This window comes from Paraburkholderia sp. PGU19 (assembly GCF_013426915.1).
Lineage (GTDB): Bacteria > Pseudomonadota > Gammaproteobacteria > Burkholderiales > Burkholderiaceae > Paraburkholderia.
In genome coordinates this window covers 815,964-835,764 of the sequence record NZ_AP023182.1, presented here as the reverse complement: position 1 = coordinate 835,764, position 19,801 = coordinate 815,964, and the positions used below count along the sequence as shown (strand labels likewise).

Annotated in this window: 15 protein-coding genes and 5 pseudogenes; 11 read left to right on the top strand and 9 right to left on the bottom strand. The window is 61.6% G+C overall.

Annotated elements, in window-relative coordinates; genetic code table 11:
- Window positions 1–86 precede the first annotated feature (86 nt).
- The gene (locus tag H1204_RS44185; protein WP_180736320.1) at window positions 87–1,088 is read left to right on the top strand and encodes a GlxA family transcriptional regulator; all 1,002 of its coding nucleotides are present in this window, start codon (window positions 87–89) and stop codon (window positions 1,086–1,088) included.
- 69 nt (window positions 1,089–1,157) lie between these two features.
- Here the strand turns inward: H1204_RS44185 and trxA are convergent, their stop codons facing one another.
- Window positions 1,158–1,529, bottom strand: a complete 372-nt coding sequence (gene trxA, locus H1204_RS44180; RefSeq protein ID WP_180735306.1) for a thioredoxin — start codon at window positions 1,527–1,529, stop codon at window positions 1,158–1,160.
- A 432-nt stretch (window positions 1,530–1,961) separates the two neighbouring features.
- Between trxA and H1204_RS44175 the strand changes: the two genes are divergently transcribed.
- Window positions 1,962–2,282 carry a hypothetical protein gene (locus tag H1204_RS44175; protein WP_180735304.1) on the top strand — a complete coding sequence of 107 codons (321 nt, stop codon included), beginning with the start codon at window positions 1,962–1,964 and terminating at the stop codon, window positions 2,280–2,282.
- A 1,841-nt stretch (window positions 2,283–4,123) separates the two neighbouring features.
- On the opposite strand, the gene H1204_RS44165 is transcribed toward H1204_RS44175, so the two are convergent.
- Entirely contained in the window at window positions 4,124–4,324 is a 201-nt protein-coding gene (locus tag H1204_RS44165) for a hypothetical protein (protein ID WP_180735303.1), read from the bottom strand.
- 640 nt (window positions 4,325–4,964) lie between these two features.
- Here H1204_RS44165 and H1204_RS44160 point away from each other — a divergent pair.
- A complete protein-coding gene (locus H1204_RS44160; protein ID WP_180735301.1) occupies window positions 4,965–5,423 on the top strand; it encodes an HU family DNA-binding protein in 459 nt (152 codons plus the stop codon).
- Window positions 5,424–5,639: 216 nt separating this feature from the next.
- On the opposite strand, the pseudogene H1204_RS44155 reads toward H1204_RS44160, so the two are convergent.
- A pseudogene (locus tag H1204_RS44155) lies at window positions 5,640–5,983 on the bottom strand (SDR family oxidoreductase); the annotation flags it as partial.
- A gap of 453 nt (window positions 5,984–6,436) precedes the next feature.
- On the opposite strand from H1204_RS44155, the gene H1204_RS44150 reads away from it, so the two are divergent.
- A complete protein-coding gene (locus H1204_RS44150; RefSeq protein WP_180735300.1) occupies window positions 6,437–7,081 on the top strand; it encodes a MarR family winged helix-turn-helix transcriptional regulator in 645 nt (214 codons plus the stop codon).
- 659 nt (window positions 7,082–7,740) lie between these two features.
- Here H1204_RS44150 and otsA read toward each other — a convergent pair.
- The 4 genes from otsA to H1204_RS44130 all read right to left on the bottom strand — a co-directional run bounded on the left by otsA (window position 7,741) and on the right by H1204_RS44130 (window position 11,724).
- Window positions 7,741–9,141, bottom strand: coding sequence for an alpha,alpha-trehalose-phosphate synthase (UDP-forming) (gene otsA, locus H1204_RS44145; RefSeq protein WP_180735299.1), 1,401 nt, complete (start codon window positions 9,139–9,141; stop codon window positions 7,741–7,743).
- Between the two features lie 894 nt (window positions 9,142–10,035).
- Entirely contained in the window at window positions 10,036–10,725 is a 690-nt protein-coding gene (locus H1204_RS44140; protein ID WP_180735298.1) for a hypothetical protein, read from the bottom strand.
- A complete protein-coding gene (locus H1204_RS44135; RefSeq protein ID WP_180735297.1) occupies window positions 10,658–11,155 on the bottom strand; it encodes a hypothetical protein in 498 nt (165 codons plus the stop codon). Before H1204_RS44135 ends, H1204_RS44140 begins: the two co-directional genes overlap by 68 nt.
- Before the next feature lie 224 nt (window positions 11,156–11,379).
- Window positions 11,380–11,724 (bottom strand): cupin domain-containing protein, encoded by a 345-nt coding sequence (locus H1204_RS44130; RefSeq protein ID WP_061151644.1) that lies wholly within the window; start codon window positions 11,722–11,724, stop codon window positions 11,380–11,382.
- Window positions 11,725–11,951: 227 nt separating this feature from the next.
- On the opposite strand from H1204_RS44130, the gene H1204_RS44125 reads away from it, so the two are divergent.
- On the top strand, window positions 11,952–12,626 hold the full coding sequence (locus H1204_RS44125; protein ID WP_180735296.1) for an HAD family phosphatase: 675 nt from the start codon (window positions 11,952–11,954) through the stop codon (window positions 12,624–12,626).
- A 327-nt stretch (window positions 12,627–12,953) separates the two neighbouring features.
- On the opposite strand, the pseudogene glyA reads toward H1204_RS44125, so the two are convergent.
- Window positions 12,954–13,116 (bottom strand): annotated as a pseudogene (glyA, locus tag H1204_RS52160) (serine hydroxymethyltransferase); the annotation flags it as partial.
- A 78-nt stretch (window positions 13,117–13,194) separates the two neighbouring features.
- Between glyA and H1204_RS44120 the strand changes: the two are divergent.
- From H1204_RS44120 to H1204_RS52815, 3 genes and pseudogenes are all read left to right on the top strand, one after another.
- Window positions 13,195–14,634: pseudogene (locus H1204_RS44120) on the top strand (ISKra4 family transposase); the annotation flags it as partial.
- A 1-nt stretch (window position 14,635) separates the two neighbouring features.
- A pseudogene (locus H1204_RS52155) lies at window positions 14,636–14,752 on the top strand (tyrosine-type recombinase/integrase); the annotation flags it as partial.
- Window positions 14,753–15,197: 445 nt separating this feature from the next.
- Complete coding sequence (locus tag H1204_RS52815) at window positions 15,198–15,326, top strand: hypothetical protein (protein ID WP_274608268.1); 129 nt, start codon at window positions 15,198–15,200, stop codon at window positions 15,324–15,326.
- A 70-nt stretch (window positions 15,327–15,396) separates the two neighbouring features.
- On the opposite strand, the gene H1204_RS44115 is transcribed toward H1204_RS52815, so the two are convergent.
- Window positions 15,397–15,543 carry a hypothetical protein gene (locus H1204_RS44115; protein ID WP_180735295.1) on the bottom strand — a complete coding sequence of 49 codons (147 nt, stop codon included), beginning with the start codon at window positions 15,541–15,543 and terminating at the stop codon, window positions 15,397–15,399.
- A 342-nt stretch (window positions 15,544–15,885) separates the two neighbouring features.
- Between H1204_RS44115 and H1204_RS44110 the strand changes: the two genes are divergently transcribed.
- The 3 genes and pseudogenes from H1204_RS44110 to H1204_RS44100 all read left to right on the top strand — a co-directional run.
- On the top strand, window positions 15,886–17,136 hold the full coding sequence (locus tag H1204_RS44110; protein ID WP_180736319.1) for an ROK family protein: 1,251 nt from the start codon (window positions 15,886–15,888) through the stop codon (window positions 17,134–17,136).
- On the top strand, window positions 17,123–18,676 hold the full coding sequence (locus H1204_RS44105) for a sugar ABC transporter ATP-binding protein (protein WP_243469007.1): 1,554 nt from the start codon (window positions 17,123–17,125) through the stop codon (window positions 18,674–18,676). The genes H1204_RS44110 and H1204_RS44105 overlap by 14 nt, the downstream gene beginning before the upstream one ends.
- 123 nt (window positions 18,677–18,799) lie before the next feature.
- Window positions 18,800–19,753 (top strand): annotated as a pseudogene (locus tag H1204_RS44100) (ribose ABC transporter permease); the annotation flags it as partial.
- Between the last annotated feature and the right edge of the window lie 48 nt (window positions 19,754–19,801).

Sequence of the window (19,801 nt, the reverse complement as noted above, 5' to 3'; positions counted from 1 at the left end):
GGCCCATTTCCTGCCATCGGTTCTGGTGACGGCGTCCTGGCGCATACAATGCAGATAGCTTCAATCGATCAGCGTCCGGAGTCATGATGCGAATCGCTCTCTTGGTGTTTCCCGGCGTCCAGATGCTCGACCTTGCCGGGCCAATGGACGTGTTTACCGAAGCGAACTGTCAGCTCGGCGATCCGAACGCCTACGCACTGCTGACCGTCGCCCCTACCCTTGAAACTCTCTCCGCGTCGAATGGCATGCGGTTTCTTCCCGATGCGTCGATCGCCGACGCACCCTGCGACATCGACACCCTGCTCGTGGCCGGAAGCCCGCGCATTAACGAGTATGAAGAGAATGGGGAGTTGATTGCGTGGCTCGTCGGACAGTCCCGCTACGTGCGCCGGCTAGGCTCCGTCTGTTCGGGCGCGTTCCTGCTCGCTCGTGCAGGCTTGCTCACGGGCAGGCGCGCGACCACGCACTGGAATTCAGCGGCACGGCTCGCAAAGAGCTATCCGAACGTGCGTGTCGAACCTGACCATATCTTCGTCAAGGATGGTCCTGTGTACACGTCTGCGGGCGTAACGGCTGGAATGGATCTCGCACTCGCTCTGGTCGAAGAAGATCACGGCCGTGGCGTGGCATTGCGCGTTGCCCGTGAACTCGTGATGTTCGTCAAACGCCCTGGCGGTCAATCACAATACAGTCTGCATCTGGCGGCGCAGGTCACCGAACGTAGCCCGTTGCGGGACATTCAGGAATCGATCCTCAACGATCTGTCGGCGGACCTTTCCGTCGAAGTGCTAGCCGGTCGGGCGGGAATGAGCGTCAGAAACTTTTCGCGGATGTTCAAGCGCGAGACGGGCACGACGCCCGGCGATTTCGTCGAAATTGCGCGCGTGCAGGCTGCCAGACGAATGCTCGAGGAAAGCGACACGCCCCTCAAGAAAGTGGCATACGTGTGCGGGTTCAGTGACCAGAACAGCTTGCGCCGCGCGTTCATCCGGCGTCTCGGCGTGACGCCGATCGAATATCGCCAGCGCTTTCGCGGCGAGGGTCCGGCGCTGCTGGAGACGGTGCGGCAGGCTATTGCCGCCAGTTGAGACACTGCACTCCGGCTACGGGCAGCACGAGACGTCGCACGGGAGACGGCACATGCCGTCTCCCGATTGCTATTCGTAATGGCTAAACGAATGCGCGACATGCGCGCGGACTTCGTTCATGTTCAATGACCTCGTCGTCGAGATGACCGAAGTCAACTGCGAATCGGAATGCGCGCCCATCTGCCGATAGACGAGAATGCCCTCGCGAAGGATCATCAGCGTCGGTACAGACCGTATGCTGGCCGCCGCTGCGAGATCCCAGCGTTCTTCCGTGTTGACCTTCACGAAGTCGATGTCCGGAAACGCTGAGGCGGCGGCCTCGAACACGGGTGCAAAATGCCGGCATGGTCCGCACCAGGGCGCCCAGAAATCGACGACCACGATCCTGTCCGGTGCGATGATCGATTCAAGCGTATCCGAATGCAGTTCAAGCAATGCCATTCATAACTCCTTTCAATTTTCAACCAGTTCCAAACGACCGCTCGCTGGGCACGGGGCGCTAGCGGTCAGAGAAATTATGAAGGGCTCGAAATGAGGCTGACGGTCAGAACGGCACCAGTTCCGGCCACGGCGAGGCGCGCTACCGATGCGTGGCCGTCGAGCACATCAACGTGGCCGCTATTGCGACCATGTCACGCTTTCCGTCGTGGTCTAGGGCGTCCAGAATGAGCTTGGGCATGGCAACTCCGCTTTGCCCGCCATCGCGAGTTTGAGGTTGCTCTGCTGCCGCTGCCGAAACGTGATGGGTAACCTTGGCACCTGTTGGTGTGCGTCCCGATATGAAACTCTCACATGCGCTTTCCCTTATCTTCACGCTGGGCTGTCTCGTGCTCCTTCGTGCTCTGCATCGCCGGTTGCTCATTGCCGCAACCTATGGACAGCTTGCTCAGCGGGCCCTCTGCAGGCTCCACATTCAATCAGGGACCAGAAGTAGTCGACGGTATTGATGTCTGGATGCATGGCGCGCCCACCCGTCCGTATGACGTCGTCACGCGGACTACCGTGACCAACTGGCTGCCGGTGCCCGGCATTTACGGCACGACGTCAGGGATCGCCGACGCGGTTCGGCAAGCAGGTGGCGATGCTGCTATCGTCTACAACACGCACACGTATCGGGAGTCGAACAGTACGCATCGGCACATCTATGTGTCGACCATCGAGCGTAGCGAGATCGCTATCGTCCGATATCGATAGCAAAAATGCGCCATCTTTGTCATGACGGGCTTTTAAACGTGAGGGGGTTCAGACGGTCGCTGTCACTGAGCCCGGTGACGAGCTACTCAACAACTCTAGACGTCTTGGTACGCGACGAGACGATCTGCCGCTGTTCGGCATTGTGCGCGGTGATGCGTCCCTTCCGGTCGCCGTCTGATCATGATGAACTTATGGCGGCGTCAGCATGCGCGTGGGGAACGCTCGAAAGCGGCGCGCTAGCGGATCATTCCGCCCTCGCCCGGAGGGCAATACACTGACGAGTCGCGTAGAGCGCTCGTTAAGGCAGTCACGGAAGCGGTGGCCCGCGCCGAGAACCGACCGTTCGAAGAGGTCGCACCGCGCGTCTGGGTCTTCCCGACGGAGATTCCGGACGGTACCTGGGCAGTCGTGGCGCTATCTTTACGCTACCCGACATTCACGCTTTGCTTGCCGGTGCGGCCGAACGGAGCGCCGGCGCGGAGCGACTCGCGCCCAGACGGCGCGAAAAGGCACGAAAGACGCTCGAGGCCACTGTCGACGTATTCCAACGGGCGAGCGACGACGCTTAGCACGATCTCGCTGGTCGACGGGTCCACTGATCTGGCTGGAGGATGACCACCAGATAGACGAAGCCTGTCACTAACCGTATGAACGTGATCGAAAGCGGCTCGATGGCGTTCGAGCGTCGGTTGGGCTCCAAAGCGGCCTTTGGGCCGCACCGGTGCCAACCGGCCAAATTGGGTCGCAGGTACTCATCCACTCGCAACGGTACCTGACATTCGATGCTGCGACGGTGCGAATGTCGGCAAAGCGCCGACGAGCTGCCTCACAGTCGCCGACGCTCCAACGTCCGCAATGGCCGATTCAACGCCTGCCCGTACGCGCCGGGGAGTGCTTCCAAGGCCGCAGACATGGGCAGGCGTCGAACAAACCTCAAGACTTGCGCGCGTAGCTCGTCCGTCAGGTTGCCGATGTAAAGCAGCCAATCCAATGCCAGGTCCCACGAAGACGCGCCGGCTCCCCGGCCCTCAGTCCGCCTGCCGCCGCGACCTGCATCTGAAAATCCCATGCGATCCGGACGCCGTCTTGGCGTTCGGGATTCGCGACGGGTATGCGCAGGTCATGCATTGACGTCACCGGGAAACCCTCCGCACCGCAACCCGTGCCGCCTGCATGGCCGTCGAATCAAGCGTCACCTCAACGCCTGATCCGCGCGGCGACAGGAGACGCCGACGACTCCAATCTCACTTTCACGGGAGTTCTGCAATGAGCAATCGACACCGGCTGTGGCACGTCTTCCTCGACGAACCGCGGCAATGCACGCGCGACTACTACCAGCTCAGAAAGTTATCGTGAAATGGGTGAGTCGTCTGCGCCGTCAGTCAGCGATGTTCTGCGCGGCGAGTTGCACCGGCTATCAGTGCCCCGGCCATCCAACGCCCCTCTCGCACGACACCGGAGCGAAAGCAATCGGTGCGTGGAACCGGCGCGCCGCCGTCCCCGCATCGCCAGCACGGAACGAGGCACCCGTTCCGAATGGGACGGCAGCCGTGCTGGATGCCGCCATTTCGCCCTGTTGGTCATGGATCAACCGCCATGATCGTGTGACAGATCGAGACCTTGCGCCGGACGTTTTCAACGCGATGCGCAAAGCCGCTCCGCAACCACGAGCCGCGTGGGTCGAGCCGCAAGTAGTGGTCCGCGAGGCGACATTCGAAGACTGCGAGTCCGCCTATGCAGCTATCGGGCAACCCGGCACGATGCCGCCCGCGGTTTGATGCTTACGCTGAGGCCCCGCGGGCGACCGTGGGGTGTGCACAAGGAGAGACGCGATGAGCGGACTACAGCGCGTCAATTCGACGTTCCGCGTGGAAACGAGCCTCGTCGATCGCCTGTTCCTGACTTCCCGCAGGCGCGTCATGGCTTCTCCAGTAGATGGGCGGCTTCGTCATCGTGTACGCCCAGTCCCAACTCCCATCCTTCTGTTCGGTCAGGTAAACGCTGTAGTTGACGTCCTTGTAGGTGAAATTGTGGCTTGCCATGAAGGTCTCGCTCGGCGTTTTCGAGGAATCCTGGCATGAAGGAACGCCCTATCCTTTTGCCGGCGCGATGGTGCGCCTTGATCGAAGAGTGCAGTTAGAGTCCGTGGGTTATGCGAGAGGGCGAGCCGCCGGGTGCACCTGTCTTCAGGAGGACGCAGGCCAGGCCGCGCTCGATCCTGCATCCGGGGGACTCAACCCCGGAGGAACCGAGAAGGTATTTTGACCGAACTGGGCGTCGCCGACGACCCCGGGCGCTTTGACCGAACGGCGGCAAGTGCTGCGCCACTGAGAAAGGCGTGGAACGGATGGAACACCTGATAGCGGATAACAGCAACGGTCGACGCGGCGAACGCCAGCAGATTCGACGCTGGACTCGCGCGAGAGGTTGGCTCCTTTCGCCATGCTTCACACCCTTTCGCACGGATGCTTTCGTGGGCGTGGCCTTCTCCGGAGGGGTACAGGTCGTTGCTTTTGCGTTAACCCGGCGCCAAACCGCCTGTTTTCGGGCCTCGCACGTTGCAGATTCACATCCGTGTTGCTACGCTAGCGCCAGCCTGAGGATTTGAACCTTTGCGTATTGTCGGTGACTGCGCAAAGGCAAACGTCTCAGGGCCAACACTTGACCAATGACGAGGAATCCATGGCAACAACGAGTTCAACGAAATCTGCGGCAAAGCCGGCTCCGAAGAAAGCTGCGACTCCAGTCCAGGAAAAGCCGAAGGCGCCCGTGGTGAAGAAGGCTTCGGCCCCTGTCACGAAGAAGACGGTCGCTGCCGCGCCGCTGAAGCCCATCAAGGATTCCTTCACGAAGGCTTCGCTCGCCATCCACCTTGCCGAGCGCGCAGGTGTCGAGCCGAAAGCCGCGAAGGCCCTGATGGCCGCACTGGAAGAAACGGTGCTCGCGTCGGTCCACAAGAAGGGTGCGAAGGAGTTCACGCTGCCGGGTCTGCTGAAGGTCGTTGCTCAGGACGTGCCGGCAAAGAAGAAGCGCTTCGGCAAGGACCCGTTCACGGGCGAAGACAAGTGGTTCGCCGCGAAGCCCGCTTCGGTGCGTCTGAAAGTGCGCCCGCTGAAGAAGCTGAAGGACGCCGCGCTCTAAACCGCGCCGCCGGAAAGGAAGCGCCCCTCGCGATGGAAGTCCGAGGGGCTTTTTTTCTTCCAGGTCCGAGGCGCATAGGCCTTCACATAACCTGGCCACTCGGGATGAGCCGGGCGATACAAGGGAAGCACACTGGCGTGCGCTGCGAGGAGCGACGCATGCGCGGGCGACCTCCTTTCGGCAACGGGGAAGTCGGGCGCATGCGCAACCTGTCCGTCACTGCTGGGCGCTCCGGACACCGTCCGCCTCACCCACTCGATTGTTCGCTGGCGATCCCGACGCATCGCCGCCGATGAGCGACGCGGTGCCGGTTACAAACGACGATTCGTCGGACGCCAGGTAAAGGACCGAGCGTGCCACCTCTTCAGGTCGCACGAGCCGCTTTAGCGCATGCAGATGCGTGATGAACGCTGCGACCCGGCTGTGTTGTTCATACCGCAATACATCTCCGTATCCCCGGCGGCCGGCAGAATCGCATTGACACGCATGGTCTGCGGTCCGCACCCGGCCGCGAGCGTCGGCGTCAGTCCGATGAGCCCAGCCTTGCGCGCCGCATACGCCACCCGTACCTGGAAACGCAAACGGTCCTGTTTGCGCACGTAAATATAGTAGTATTTAGCAATCGTTGAGGTTGGCTATGGCTGTCGCCGCCGACGTTGGTGCGTATCTACTCGTAAAAGGCGGCGCACATGCAATCCCGCAGCTTATACTCGTTATTCACGGATTGCCCTGAATAACTTAGCTGTACGATTCGCCGCTCTCGCATAGAATATCGGTTCGTCGTCCGCGACGTTGTGGCTTTCGAACATACAACGGCGTCGATCCGGACCATCGGGCGCGTGCAACGCCCGTGCAACCGGTCGGAACGAGGCCGGCTTCGCGGGTTACTTTGGAAGAGAGGAACAGGCGTGCCGCCTGTCCCGGCTACGCTGCCCCCACAAACTGTCAGCGCGCTGGCATCGAAGCCCGGATGTCAACCCGCAAGGCTTGCTGTCAACAACGAACGAAAGACCATGAGCGAAAGCGTATACGGAGAGCAGGCAACCGGCCGGGTGACCCACAGCCTGTTGCGACTCAGCACGGCCATGCGAAGCCAGGCATGGGAGTGGGCTGAAGGCGCGAGTCTGACGCCGACCCAGGGCGAAATCCTCGTGCTGCTGATGCAGCGCAAGGGGCCGATGCGGCTCGGCGAAATCGCACGGGAAACCGCGCTGACAGCCGCGACCACGAGCGATGCCGTGAGCACGCTGGAAAGCAAGGGTCTCGTCGAAAAGCGCCGCGCGCTCGACGACGGCCGCGCGCTCGCCGTGCGCCTGACGGCTCGCGGCCGCACCGCCGCGAAGCGCGCCGCGCAATGGCCGGACTTCCTCGCGAAGGCAGTCGGTACGCTGCGCGTCGAAGAGCAGTCGCTCTTCTATCGCACGCTGCTGAAGACAGTCCGCCAGCTCGAGGTGCAGGGTCATATTCCGCCGCACCGGATGTGCGTGACCTGTACGCATTTCGAACCGGGCAAGAACCCGAAGAAGGCGTCACACCGCTGCGAGCTGCTCGATCTGTCGATGGTAGATACGGACTTGCGGCTCGACTGCCCGGTACATGAAACAGCCGACACGGCGACGCAGAAAAAGACCTGGAAGATCTTCGCCCAGCAGGGCTGAGTCCGCACTGCAAAGCCGGCTGGTGGCGCGATGCGCGGTCTGGCCGGCTGATCTTGAACCGCGTGCGGGTTGGGACGGCGCGTCCCGGGCCTGCCTCGGGCAGGATGCCTTCCGTCGCGTCGTTGCCGACTCGCGCCAGCACGCCAGCTTGCGGATCCAAGCGGAACAGTGTGACCGGCGAGAAAAACGTCTGGCGCGGATCGCCGCACAGCAGATAACTGCACTCGAGTCTGGTGGTGGCGACTGGTGTCGTCCGGACTGAGGTCCCCTTTGGACTTACCCGGTCTGCGCGAGCGGGAGCGCGTGGCGTGGCGAGCCGTCGGCTGCCGTGCCCATGCTGAACCGTACGCTGCGCGCCACGAGGATGGACGAGCCTGGATCAAAATAAGTTCGTCACCGTTTCATGAAATCCGCCTCCTGCTCGAGCGCATGGGTCGCCGGTGTCGCGCCAGTCTGCGCGTCTGCGCAAACCGAAGCCGTTGATCGCGATCGTTGCAGGCGCTGTGCAAGCCACCGCGTGAAACAGCGGACGACGGTCGCCGCAAAGTGGCTGAAGCAACGCAGGCCCACGCACTGGCGGCCACTGCAAGCCTCCGCAGGCATCATGGGAGCGGTCACGCCCGCAATGGAGATCGTGCACTGCCGTCTTTTTCCGGACGTCAGCCAGTCACGTCCTGTTCCACATGCTTCAGCGCGTGCAGAAACGACGAGCACCACCAGTGAACGTCGAGCTTGCGGATCCGGCTGAGCAGCGCTTCGTGCCGCTGGATCCGTTCTTCGAGGGGCATCGTGAGCGCACGCTGGATCGCCTCCGCCGTGCCCTGTGTATCGTACGGATTGACGAGCAACGCCTCCTTCAGTTGCTCGGCGGCGCCCGCGAAGCGCGACAACACCAGCATCCCCGGGTCGGCAGGGTCCTGGGCGGCGATGAATTCCTTCGCGACCAGGTTCATCCCGTCGCGCAAAGGGGTGACCAGTGCCACTCGACTCGCGCGGTATAACCCGGGCAAGCGCCTGCGGGCGACATTGCGATGGATGTAGCGCACCGGCATCCAGTCCAGTTCGCCGTAGTCGCCATTGATTGCACCGCACAACCCGTCCATCTGGCGGCGCAGATCGTCGTAGGCACTCACATCCTCGCGGCTCGGCGAAGCAATCTGGATGAGCGTAGCGCTGTTGCGGTTTTCCGGATAGCGCTCGAGCAATGCCCGGAACGCCTGGACACGTTGTGGCAGTCCCTTCGAATAGTCGAGGCGGTCGACGCCGAGCAGCAGGCGGCGCCGCGCATATTCCTCTCGCATCCGTAAAAACGTCTCCCGCCCTTCCTTCGCTTGCGTGAGGCGAATGAAGTCGTCGACGTCGATCCCGATCGGGTACGCGCCCACCCGGAGTGTCCGGTTGAAGGCGCGGAAGCGTTCTGGGCTCAACTGTTCAGCCTGTGCTTCCGCTTCAATGTAGTGGGAGAAGTGCGTCACGTCCGTCTCGCTCTGGAAGCCGACCAGATCGTAGGCGAACAGCGAACGCATCAGCCATTCCTGCTCCGGAATCGCCGCCATGATCAGGCGCGGCGGCATCGGAATATGCAGGAAGAAGCCGATGCGGTTACCACATCCGAGTGCGCGCAGTTCGGCGGCGAGTGGGATCAGATGGTAATCGTGCACCCAGACCAGATCGTCGGGCTTGAGCAACGGCAGCAGCTTCTGCGCGAACAACCGGTTCACCCGCCGGTAGCCCGCGGCGAAGCGGGTATCAAAATTGGCCAGGTCCAGGCGATAGTGGAACACAGGCCACAGCACGCCGTTGGCGTAACCGAGGTAGTACGCGTCGTGATCTTCCCGGTTCAGATCCAGCGTCGCCAGCGTCACTTCGCCGGCAGACTGGAAGTGAAGCTGGCGTTGCCCTGCAGGGTCGGTGACCGCTTCGTCCTGAATCCTGCCGCTCCAGCCAAACCAGAGCCCCCCGGTCTGCTGCAGGCTTTCCCGCACGGCCACCGCGAGTCCGCCGGCAGCGGGTTTGCGGGGATCGGCGATGCGGTTGGAAACGACGACAAGGCGGCTCACGGATGATTCCTCCTGTTGTGGGCCGCGAAGGCGAAGCGGGCGGGAGCCACACAAGGTGCAACATCGCCCGGACTTGTCACGGCCAGGTGTAGCGGCTCAATAACTTCCGACGCGGGAACCGATTACATCGGGGTCTGTAGAACCACATTAGCTGAGAATATCGGGACGCGGTGGGAGCACTTTACGTGAGAACGGGTCCCGCTTTATGTGATAACAGCCTGATTGCATCGGCCAGAAACCGCATTCCGCGAGAACGCCCGCGGGTCTCAGCCAGGGAGGGCTGGCACGCAACACCGGGCCAGCCAAAAGTACCTGCGTGCGGCGTTGCGGGCCGTTCGCTACGGCCATGGCGACCGAAGGACAGGTGCCGCTGACGCCGGGCCTGTGTCACGAGCCGATGGTTGCAGCCTCTGTCACCCCGGCCAGCGTAGAACGAAGGGAATCTGTCTCCGTAGCGCCTGGAATTGTGTCACGACGAGCGTCCAACCCATCGCCCGGAAAAAAGCACCAACAATTCAAACGCATATCACGAGAGCGCGCAATAACTGGGGAAATCTCGATTTATTTAGGATTCCTCGTTCTACTGCATGGTTGCGCACTTAGCCCGGTCCGCTGGCTGGCGCCAGCCTCCCGCCACTGGTCCGTTGGACTTGCCGTAACTCCGGGCAGCAGTCTTCAGCTCCGAGATGGGACGAGGTGAGAATTCGCCGTTCAAAACCGCAACCCGTACCTGCGCCAGGCAATGCGCCCCTTCGTCTGTCCAGCGCATCTGTCGCTTCTTGGCCATGCGGTAGCTGACAACGTGGTTCACCGCTGACTCCGCGATACTGCTGCTAATCGGCAGGCCCTTGCGATGGCGGGCACCGTAGTTGACCAGCGTGCGCGCATTGCTCATCAGGTAATGGAAACGTTATTCAGGTTCCACCACAACGTTTTGAATTCGTATCCCTCCCTCGCCAGCAGCCGACTGTCCAGTGCCTTGATTCGCTCCAGTGCCTTACTGCCCTTTCCATGCCAGACCAGCCACTTCGCGTGATTGATCTCGTCCTCCACCGATTCCCTTTCCATGGAGTCGATCACGTTGCTCCCAAACACGGAACGCTGCGCCGCCCGGAACTTCATCGCGATGTGGAACCAGTCAAGTATTCGGCCGCGAGCCAGCTTGCTGCCTTCGATGGTCTTCGCAAATTCACCACCGTCATCGCTGATCACGGTCACGCGTTCGTCGATCGCCTCACCGTTCCGGCTGAGGAACTGATCGAGTCGAGCTGCAGCCGAGGTGACTTCCTTGTGCACATACGCGTACAGCTTTGGAGGACCGTCCTTGAACGTCGCCCGGCCGGCAACAATGTTCACGTGGCAGCTAGCGTCCGTCCGGAAGTCGCAATTTCGCAGCCATGCTGAGTCGACGCTCACTGAGGCAACATGGCTAGATTCGCGAACCTGATCGTCTGCAACACACCCGGGCAGCTGCGCGATGTCACGCTCGATATCTGCGTCGAGCTGATTTCCAAGGTCAAGAATCCGATCCCGGATGCCGCTCGACGAGATGCCCTTGTCCAGCGGCAGCACTTCCTTGAGCATGGCCGCGGCATGTCTGTAAGGCAAATGAGCCGCCCACTTCCGGGGTGATGCGCCTGATGAGCGCTCTGGACAGGGGATGCACCACACGCTGCGGCGTCTGCGCTTTCTCCTGGCAAGCACACGACCACAGCCGCGGACTCTTCACGGTTACTTTGCCGTAGACGGTGCGCAGCACCGTCGAGCGACTGTCCTTGTGGCTCAAGGCCGCACCGCATTTCTGACAACAGGTCTGGCTTGGGAGCCACCATTGAACTTGTTTCGAAATGAGCTCGGCCTGCACCTTCGCCAGCAGCGACCGCCCTTCCGCGAGAGTCAGGCCGAGTTCGGCAAGACTGCAATCAGAGCGCTCAATGACGGCCAGAACTCCGTCGCCCTCCTCGACTGTGTCACTGTCTCCGTCGACCAACCTTGCTTCGATGATCAACCGCATGGCTAGCTCCCACCGTTGCGAGACTGGTAAGCCTACCTGAAGTGAAACCGGCGCCGCCACCGAACGGCCCCCTTGGGAGACTCCCCAACTTCTGCACGCTCTCATCTACGGCTCGCCGGCATTGACGACGCACGTGGAACTAGCGAAGACGGGCGCGTCCCGGCTGAGCCGTGCAACGCAAACAGTTGAGCAGCCGTCGGAACGAGCCGAGGACCGCGGTATCGTCAGGCGAAGACGAAGTACTTGCGCACAGTCTCCACCACCTCCCAGGTCCCTTTCATGCCGGGTTCAATCACGAACACGTCGCCGGCCTTCAGGTGCACCGACTCCTCGCCTTCCGGCGTGATAATGCAGTAGCCGTCGAGGAAGTGGCAAAACTCCCATTTCTCGTAGTTCACCTCGAACTTGCCCGGTGTGCAGATCCAGGTGCCCATGATCTTGCTGCCGTCCTTGGAGAGGTACGCGTTGAGGTTCACGGTGTGTGGATCGCCGCCGATGCGCTTCCACTTGGTGGCGTCAAGGACCGGAATCGGGCAGGTTTCGCGCAAAACAGTTATGAAATCGGACATGTCAATTCCAAACGATCGGATAAGGGGTCCAACACCTTAGTTCAATAGTGTTACTGGGGCTAGTATGTTTCCGACACCGACACATCTATTCACGACACCGGCTCGCCCTGTAACCTGCAAGCGGCGCGCAATGATTTTCCGACCGACATCAATGCAATGGAAACTGCTATCCTCTGCCAGCATACGGTTTATAGTGACATCACTTCCATCACCTAGTCTTTTTGCACATGTTCTCTGCGGCAATCTTCGACATGGACGGGTTACTGATCGATTCCGAGCGAGCGATCATGAACACATGGATAACGGTTGGACATGAACTTGGGGTTCATATCCGCCCTATTGACTATGCCGAGATTATCGGGCGCTCGCTGCCTGAGTGCCACGCGATGTTAGCCAGGATGTTCGCAGCAAAGCAGGTATTTCAGGAAGCACTTACGCGAGTTCGGCAGCGGTTGCATTCTCCAACGTCTCCGCCTGTGTTTCCACTGAAGATCGGAGTACATGGCCTATTGACCGTGTTAGTCAACGCCGGAATCCCATGCGCCGTGGCGTCTTCATCAAGCGGACAAGAAATCAGATCGCGGCTTGCACGGGTCGGCGTGCTCGACTTCTTTAATGCAATTGCAGGTGGCGACGAAGTAGCTCGTGGCAAGCCGGATCCGGCCGTGTATGAACTTGCAGCTTCTCGTCTGGGAAAATCACCGGGCAATTGCTTAGCGTTTGAGGATAGTGAGAACGGTGTACTTTCCGCACATCGGGCGGGAATACAAGTCGTGGCGGTGCCTGACATGAAACAGCCATCCGTCGAGGTCATCGGGGTCAGCTTGACGATACTTGAGAACCTTGATCGGGCGATCGAATGCGTTCCCGCATGGTTCGGCGTTGAAGACCTTGCCAAATGAGGGCGCTGTCCGGCGACGGTCTTCCAGGCCGAGAGGCACCGCCTTGTCGGTGACACGGCACTTCACCCGTCGTACCGCGCGATCCGTAGAGCGTCGTACACGCGCGTGAAAATTCGTCTCGTCGATATACAACGCGCATTGGCTCGCGGCGACCGTGGTGACCGGTTCGGCTCGTTCGACCGAAGAGTCTTGCTGACAAGGCTTTCGCACTGACCATGTCATCTTCTTCAGGAACTGCGCAGTTGCGCCGTTTGTGCCGATCGTCGTATCGGGCTAGCGTATCTCCTTTTTTGCGGTGCGTGACAGAGATGCCGCACTGTCGCACTTCATCAGGCCGATAACGCGGAACTCGGCGACGCCACAGCCGCGCGTCGTGCCCGACGGCGTGCCGAAACAGATGCCCGAGGTGATCGTCGTTGCACGCCCGCGCGTTCGCGCGCCTGCTCGCGACCTGCTTGCCCTTCGGGCCCTTCGGAGGTAAATCGACGAGGGGAGCGTTAAGAATCTTGGGGGTTTTGCGCAGGCCGCCTAGCCAGGATTCCGGCAGTCATGGCCGGCGGAAGTTGGGATGAAAATCACAATTCGCGTCGAGATCACTACTGACTGGGATGAAACGGATACGTTCGAAGTCTGTCAGCTCGAGCGTCCCGATCGCCAACTTGAGCCTGAGAAGATTGGCCTGTCGCTCGCCGAAGGAAAAGATGTGCTGCACATGCTCCAGAGGGTTGTGGTGGCAGCACAAGCTGAAGAGGTCTGCATGCTGCGGCGCTTCTGTACCCACTGCCACCGTTTCCTCGAGCTCAAAGATCGGCGGATTCGCAAGGTGGATACGGGTCTTTGGCACCGTGCCCTTTCGCAGTGCCCGGATCGTTTGCTGTCCGTGCGAGACGCCTTTCCAGATGGAGTATCCGTATAGTCCGATGAGCGAATTCGTCCCCGAGCGAGCGACCGCGGAACTGCTGTCGCTTGAGGCGAGGCTCTCGGCACAGATGCCGTATCGCAGGTAGTCGGCATGATGCGTGAGTTCCTGCCCGTTCGGCAGACATTGAACCATGTGACAGTGCGGAACAGGGCGCTACGGGTGGGCGCGCGCGTCGAGGCTGTTCAGCCGGCTGCATGTCGCGCCACGAAGGAAAATGATACGGAGTGGACGCTGACCATCGACGGAGGATTCGTTCGCGGGCGACGCAAATCAGAATGTTCGAGCTTTGAGATTCTAACAGGGCGCCTCAGTGCCAAAGACCAGACTTCACGCGTATTCGCGTTCGTGAGAAACAGGCTACCGGATATCGTGGAGCGGCTCACCACCCTTGTAAAAACCACATCGGGAAGCGATCGACCGAGACTGTCAGTCATCACCGACGGTGCCAATGGCCTGCAGTCATTCGCCTGTCGATTACCGTTTTCTTCTACACCTGTCCTCGACTGGTTCCATATATCAATGAGGGTGAGGTATCTCGAGCAGATCATCAAGGGCATGCGTGCGCGGACGGAAACGGAAAAAGCCGCCCAACGTGTATTGATCTCCCGTGTTGACAAGCTGCGCTGGTGCTTCTGGCACGCGAAGCTAGAGAAGGCGAAAGACCGGATGCAGGGCATCCTGCTCCTCTGTCGGGTGATCGTGGCTGAAACGCCGGGCGTTGTAGAAAGTCTGTCGCAGCTCGACTACCGGACCCGAGAGCTTGTGGAATACGTCGAAGCGAATGGCGGCTCAACGATGAACTACGGCGCACGACACCGTCGCGGCAAACCTATCTCGACCGCCACGGCCGAGTCCGCAGTCAATCAGATACTCAATCAGCGCATGTGCAAGCGTCAACAAATGCGCTGGTCACCGATCGGAGCTCATCTGCTCGCCCAGGTCCGATGTGCTGTGGTCAATGGTGACCTTGTTGAACGACTTGCGAGATACGAACCACCAAGGAAACCACTGTCGCGCGAAGCTGCCGAGTTACTCGAGCAGTTCGGGCTGGCATCTGGCTACAACCCCAAGGATATTAACGCTCCCCGGTTCGCATATGGCCGACAATCAGGTCGATCTGCGTCTCGTGCGCGACAACCTTGGCCATGCGTCGCTGACCACAACGAGCCTCTATCTGCATGTCGACGATGATCGCCGGCATCAAGCCGAGCAACGGGAAGAATCGATGAGGATCGTAGCTTCGCTTGACGCCAGTCTGCCCGCCACGGTTCAAGGCAGTCGCGAGCGCGGACTCATCCTGCACAAGCTCTTTGAGGAAGTGTTGACCGGCGAAACCGCCGAATACGCAGCGGACCTCACCATGCGCGCGAACGAGCTCACCGCCGCGTTCCATCGCCCACGAACCGCGGCGCCGCGATTGCGATGTCTGCGCAGGAGCTCACAGATTGCATCGCGCGGACGTTGGCGTGCCCGAGATCGCCCCCTTTACGGGCGGCGTTCGTTCCAGAGTACTCGGTCTATCGCGCTCAGGAGGACAACGGCAAGGAAACGGCAAGGGCCGGCAACGCCGATGCCATGACGCTCGGTGCCGATGGGCACCCCGCTGTCGTGATCGACTGGAAAAGCGATGCGCGCCCAGATGCGAAACCGTGGAGCACTATCGCACGCAGGTCCGCGCCTATCTCGACGTGACCGGCGAACGCGGCCTGATCGTGTTCGTGACGACAGGCGCGATTGTTGCCGTCGAGCCGACGATGGCCGGCGGCGCAACCGCATAAGCGTGGCCCGGCGCGCTGCGGCAACTCGCATCTCCATGCGCCGGGCATTTGCAGCGCCTGACGCGATCGATCAGGCGTCGGCGACGGCCACCTGGAACGCATCCTCAGGCCTATGCGCTTTGGCAAGCGCCTTGAGGATTTCGTCCTTGATGTGATTGTGGAGACGCTTCGGGTACAGCGGCTTCTCGCTTGCCGCGTCGGCACGCCAGTGGGCCATGAATTCGGTTGCTGCCTCCTCCCGAGAGCGTTTGACAAGCTTCGGCGGCTTTTGTGCGGCAGTGCGCCACTCTATCCGAAACCGGCACTGCGACTGGAAGCACACGCGATCCTTGTTGCCTCCCTAACTTTTGCGCGCTCTCGTCGCAAACATGCCGCGCTCTCCGGGAGCGACGATATGCGGTCTGAAACCCAGATTTCGGTCAGCCCGAGTCGCTGCGCCAGTAAACCGTGTCACCACCCCGGGATTTCCCTAGGCAGACATTTTTCGGTACTTGAGCTTAAATAAATCAACTTGATTTATTTAATTGACGCCCAAGCAGGTGTCGCTCCGGAGGAGACGGTGAGAAGCCCCCATATCGGCCAAGGCAGCAATTCGGCTAACGTGCGCCGCTACAACGAGCGCCTGCTGTTGCAGGCGCTGCGTCGTGCGGGACAAGCGTCGAAAGCCGACCTCGCCCGACTCGCCAACCTGACGAGCACGGCGGTAGGCAGCATCATCACGTCCCTCAGCGAGGCCAGGCTGATCGAATTCACCGGTCGCCGCGTCGAAGGTCAACGCGGCCAACCCGCCTCACTGATCCGTCTTGACCCGCGCGGCGCCTTCGGTATTGGCGTGCGGCTAGACCGTACCAGCATGGAGACGATACTGGTGAACTTCGCCGGCCAGGTGCTGGGGCGCTGCACGCACGATATGGTGCTGCCCCATCCGGCTCGGGTACTCGAAATTGTGCAGGGCGACATCCATGAGTTATTGCCACTGCTCACCCGGGAAGAGCGCGAGCGGTTGAGCGGCGTCGGCATCGCCCAGCCGTACAACCTGGGGAGCTGGTTGCGCGAACTCGGCCTGTCCGCCGATACGTTCCGCGCATGGGACGAGACGGATTTCGGCGCCAAACTCGGTCGCGCCGTGTCCTTGCCGGTATTCAGCGAGAACGACGGCAACGCTGCGGCCATCGCGGAGCTGTTCTACGGCTGTGGGCGTCAATGCGACGATTTTGTCTATCTGTTTCTCGGGCCGGCGATTGGCGGCGGCATCGCCGTCGACGGCGATTGTCTGCGCGGTGTGAGCGGCAATGCGGGTGATATCGGCGTTATGCCCGTACCGCCGAGCCGCCTGCCGTCAGCACCTCAGCCGACCGGGCCATGGGACATCCTGCTCTCTCGCGCCTCCCTCAATGCGCTTACGCGGCATCTGCGTTACAGCGGCGAGTCGATCGAGAATCGCGCGGGACTTGAAAACTGCATTGCGCGCGGCCTGCCGGCCGTCGATGAATGGATCGACGATTGCATCGATGCACTCGCCCCGGCCCTGCGCGCGACGCTGTGCGTGCTAGACGTTCCGGTAGTCGTCCTCGACGCCGATGTCGACGCTGGCCTGATCGATATGCTGATGAAACGCCTGCGCACGGCGCTGGCGATTACCGCACCGGAAGCCCGTGGCACTCCGGCACTCATGCGCGGCACCTTCGGGTCGGATGCGGGCGCTATCGGCGCCGCCACGCTGCCGATGTTCTTCAACTTTTCTCCGCGCGCGGGCATTCTCAAAGGCGCCGGCGTTCAATCGCAGGAGGTGATCCATGTCCAGTTCTAAGCCCACGGCCGCGCTGCTGGAGATGCGCGGCATCAGCAAGACCTTTCCCGGGGTGCGAGCGCTCGACAACGTGCGCCTAAGCGTTCACCCAGGCGAAATACATTCGCTTATGGGCGAGAACGGCGCAGGCAAGTCCACCCTGATGAAGATTCTCTCCGGTGCCTATCAGGCCGACCCTGGCGGCGAAATCCTCATCGACGGCAAGGTCGCTGTCATCGACGGTCCGCTCGCGGCCCGCGCGCTGGGCGTAGCCGTGATCTACCAGGAACTGAGCCTCGCGCCCAATCTGAGCGTCGCCGAGAACATCCATGCCGGCCGTGAACTCCGCAAGGGCGGCCGACCGTGGGGCATGATCGATCGCGCGGCAATGGAGCGCGGTTGCGAGGACGTGCTCAAGCGTCTGGGCGCCAGCTTCCGCCCGCACACGCTGGTGGGCGACCTGTCGATCGCCGAGCAGCAACTCGTGGAGATCGCGCGCGCTGTCCATACCCGCTGTCGCATTCTCGTCATGGACGAGCCCACCACCCCCCTGTCTTCGCGTGAAACCGACCGCCTCTTCCAGCTGATCCGACAGTTACGTGCTGAGGGCCTCGCGATCATCTATATCAGCCATCGCATGGCCGAAATCTATGAACTCTCCGATCGCGTCTCCGTGCTGCGCGACGGCACCTATGTCGGCACCCTCGAGCGCGCCGACCTCTCCGCGGAAAGCCTGGTGGGCATGATGGTCGGGCGGGACATTTCCGGCTTCTACAAGAAGGAGCACGCGCCCTACGATCCGGGCAAGGTCGTGCTGCAGGTGCGGGACGTTGCCGACGCAGGACGGGTTCGCGGCTGCAGCCTGGATGTTCACGCCGGCGAGGTGCTCGGCATCGCCGGCCTCGTTGGTGCGGGACGTACCGAACTGGCCAGGCTCATCTTCGGCGCCGAACCGCGCGTGCGCGGCGAGGTCACGATCGACGGCCGCACGCTCGCACTGCACACCCCGCGCGACGCAATTGACGCCGGCCTCGTCTACCTGACGGAAGACCGTAAGCGCCAGGGGCTCTTTCTCGACATGAGCGTGCGCGACAACGTCAATGTCTCGGTATGCGGCCGCGACGCCCGCCTGGGCGTGCTCGACCGGGTCCGGGGCGCGACCCGCGCCCGCGATGCGATTGCCTCGCTCTCCATCCGCGTGCCGCATGCGAAGGTCAACGCCGGCGCGCTGTCCGGCGGCAACCAGCAGAAAGTGCTGCTCTCGCGCCTGCTCCAGACCCAGCCCCGCGTGCTCATCCTGGATGAACCGACCCGCGGCGTGGACATCGGCGCGAAATCGGAGATCTATCGCATCATCAACGAACTGGCGAAGTCCGGCGTGGCCATCATCGTCATCTCAAGCGAGCTGCCGGAGATCATTGGGGTGGCCGACCGCGTGCTGGTCATGCGCGAGGGCGAGATCGCCGGCGAACTCGGCGGGCACACCAGCAAGCCGATCAACCAGGAAGCGATTATCGAATTGGCCACCGGCTCCCGGCCTGCGCTGGACCAAGCAGCCTGATGCGAAGAAAATTTGCTAGACAATATTTAGGAGTACGACATGCATAAAACCACGAAGTATCCGGACGTCCAGACCGTCCCGTCCCCGACGACACAAAGCCAGTCCCAACGGCAATCACGGATTGAACACAAGGAGCGCATGCAGACGCTGATGCGCACGGCAGGCATGCTCCCGGTTCTGGTGCTGCTGTGCATCGGCTTCGGCGTCGTAACTGACGGATTCTTCACCCTGCAGAACCTGTCGATCGTCACGCAGCAGGCGTCGATCAACATCGTGCTGGCCGCGGGCATGACCTTTGTCATTCTCACCGGCGGCATCGATCTGTCGGTCGGCTCAGTGCTGGCCGCCGCGGCCGTGACCGCCTTGCTGGCATCGAACATCCCCGGCTGGGGCTGGCTCGGAGTCCCCGTGGCACTGCTCGTCGGGCTGGGCTTCGGCCTCATCAACGGCGGTCTGATCGCCCTTCTGCGGTTGCCGCCGTTCATCGTCACGCTCGGCGCGCTTACTGCGGTACGCGGCATCGCGCGCCTGATCGGCCATGACACCACCATCTTCAATCCGCAACTGTCGTTCGCCTTCATCGGTAACGACTCTATCCTGAGCATTCCCTGGCTCGTGGTGATCGCGGCCGTCGTGGTCGTGATCTCGTGGTTCATCCTGCGTCGCACCGTGCTAGGACTGCGGATCTATTCGGTCGGCGGCAACCCCGAAGCCGCGCGCCTCTCGGGCATCAAGGTATGGGGCATCCAGATCTTCGTCTATGCGGCCTCGGGCGTACTGGCCGGGCTGGGCGCGGTGATGTCAGCTGCCCGCCTGTATGCGGCCAACGGCCTGCAACTCGGGCAATCCTATGAGCTGGACGCCATCGCCGCGGTCATTCTCGGTGGCACCAGCTTCGTCGGTGGCGTCGGGTCGATAGCCGGCACCCTGATCGGTGCACTGATCATCGCCGTGCTCACGAACGGACTGGTGCTGCTCGGCGTGTCCGACATCTGGCAATACATCATCAAGGGACTCGTCATCATCGGCGCCGTGGCGCTTGATCGCTACCGCCAGCGCGGTTCGGCCCGAACCTGAAGCCCCCGTCCTTGCCCTGACCTGAAACACTTACCACTGCCCTGACCG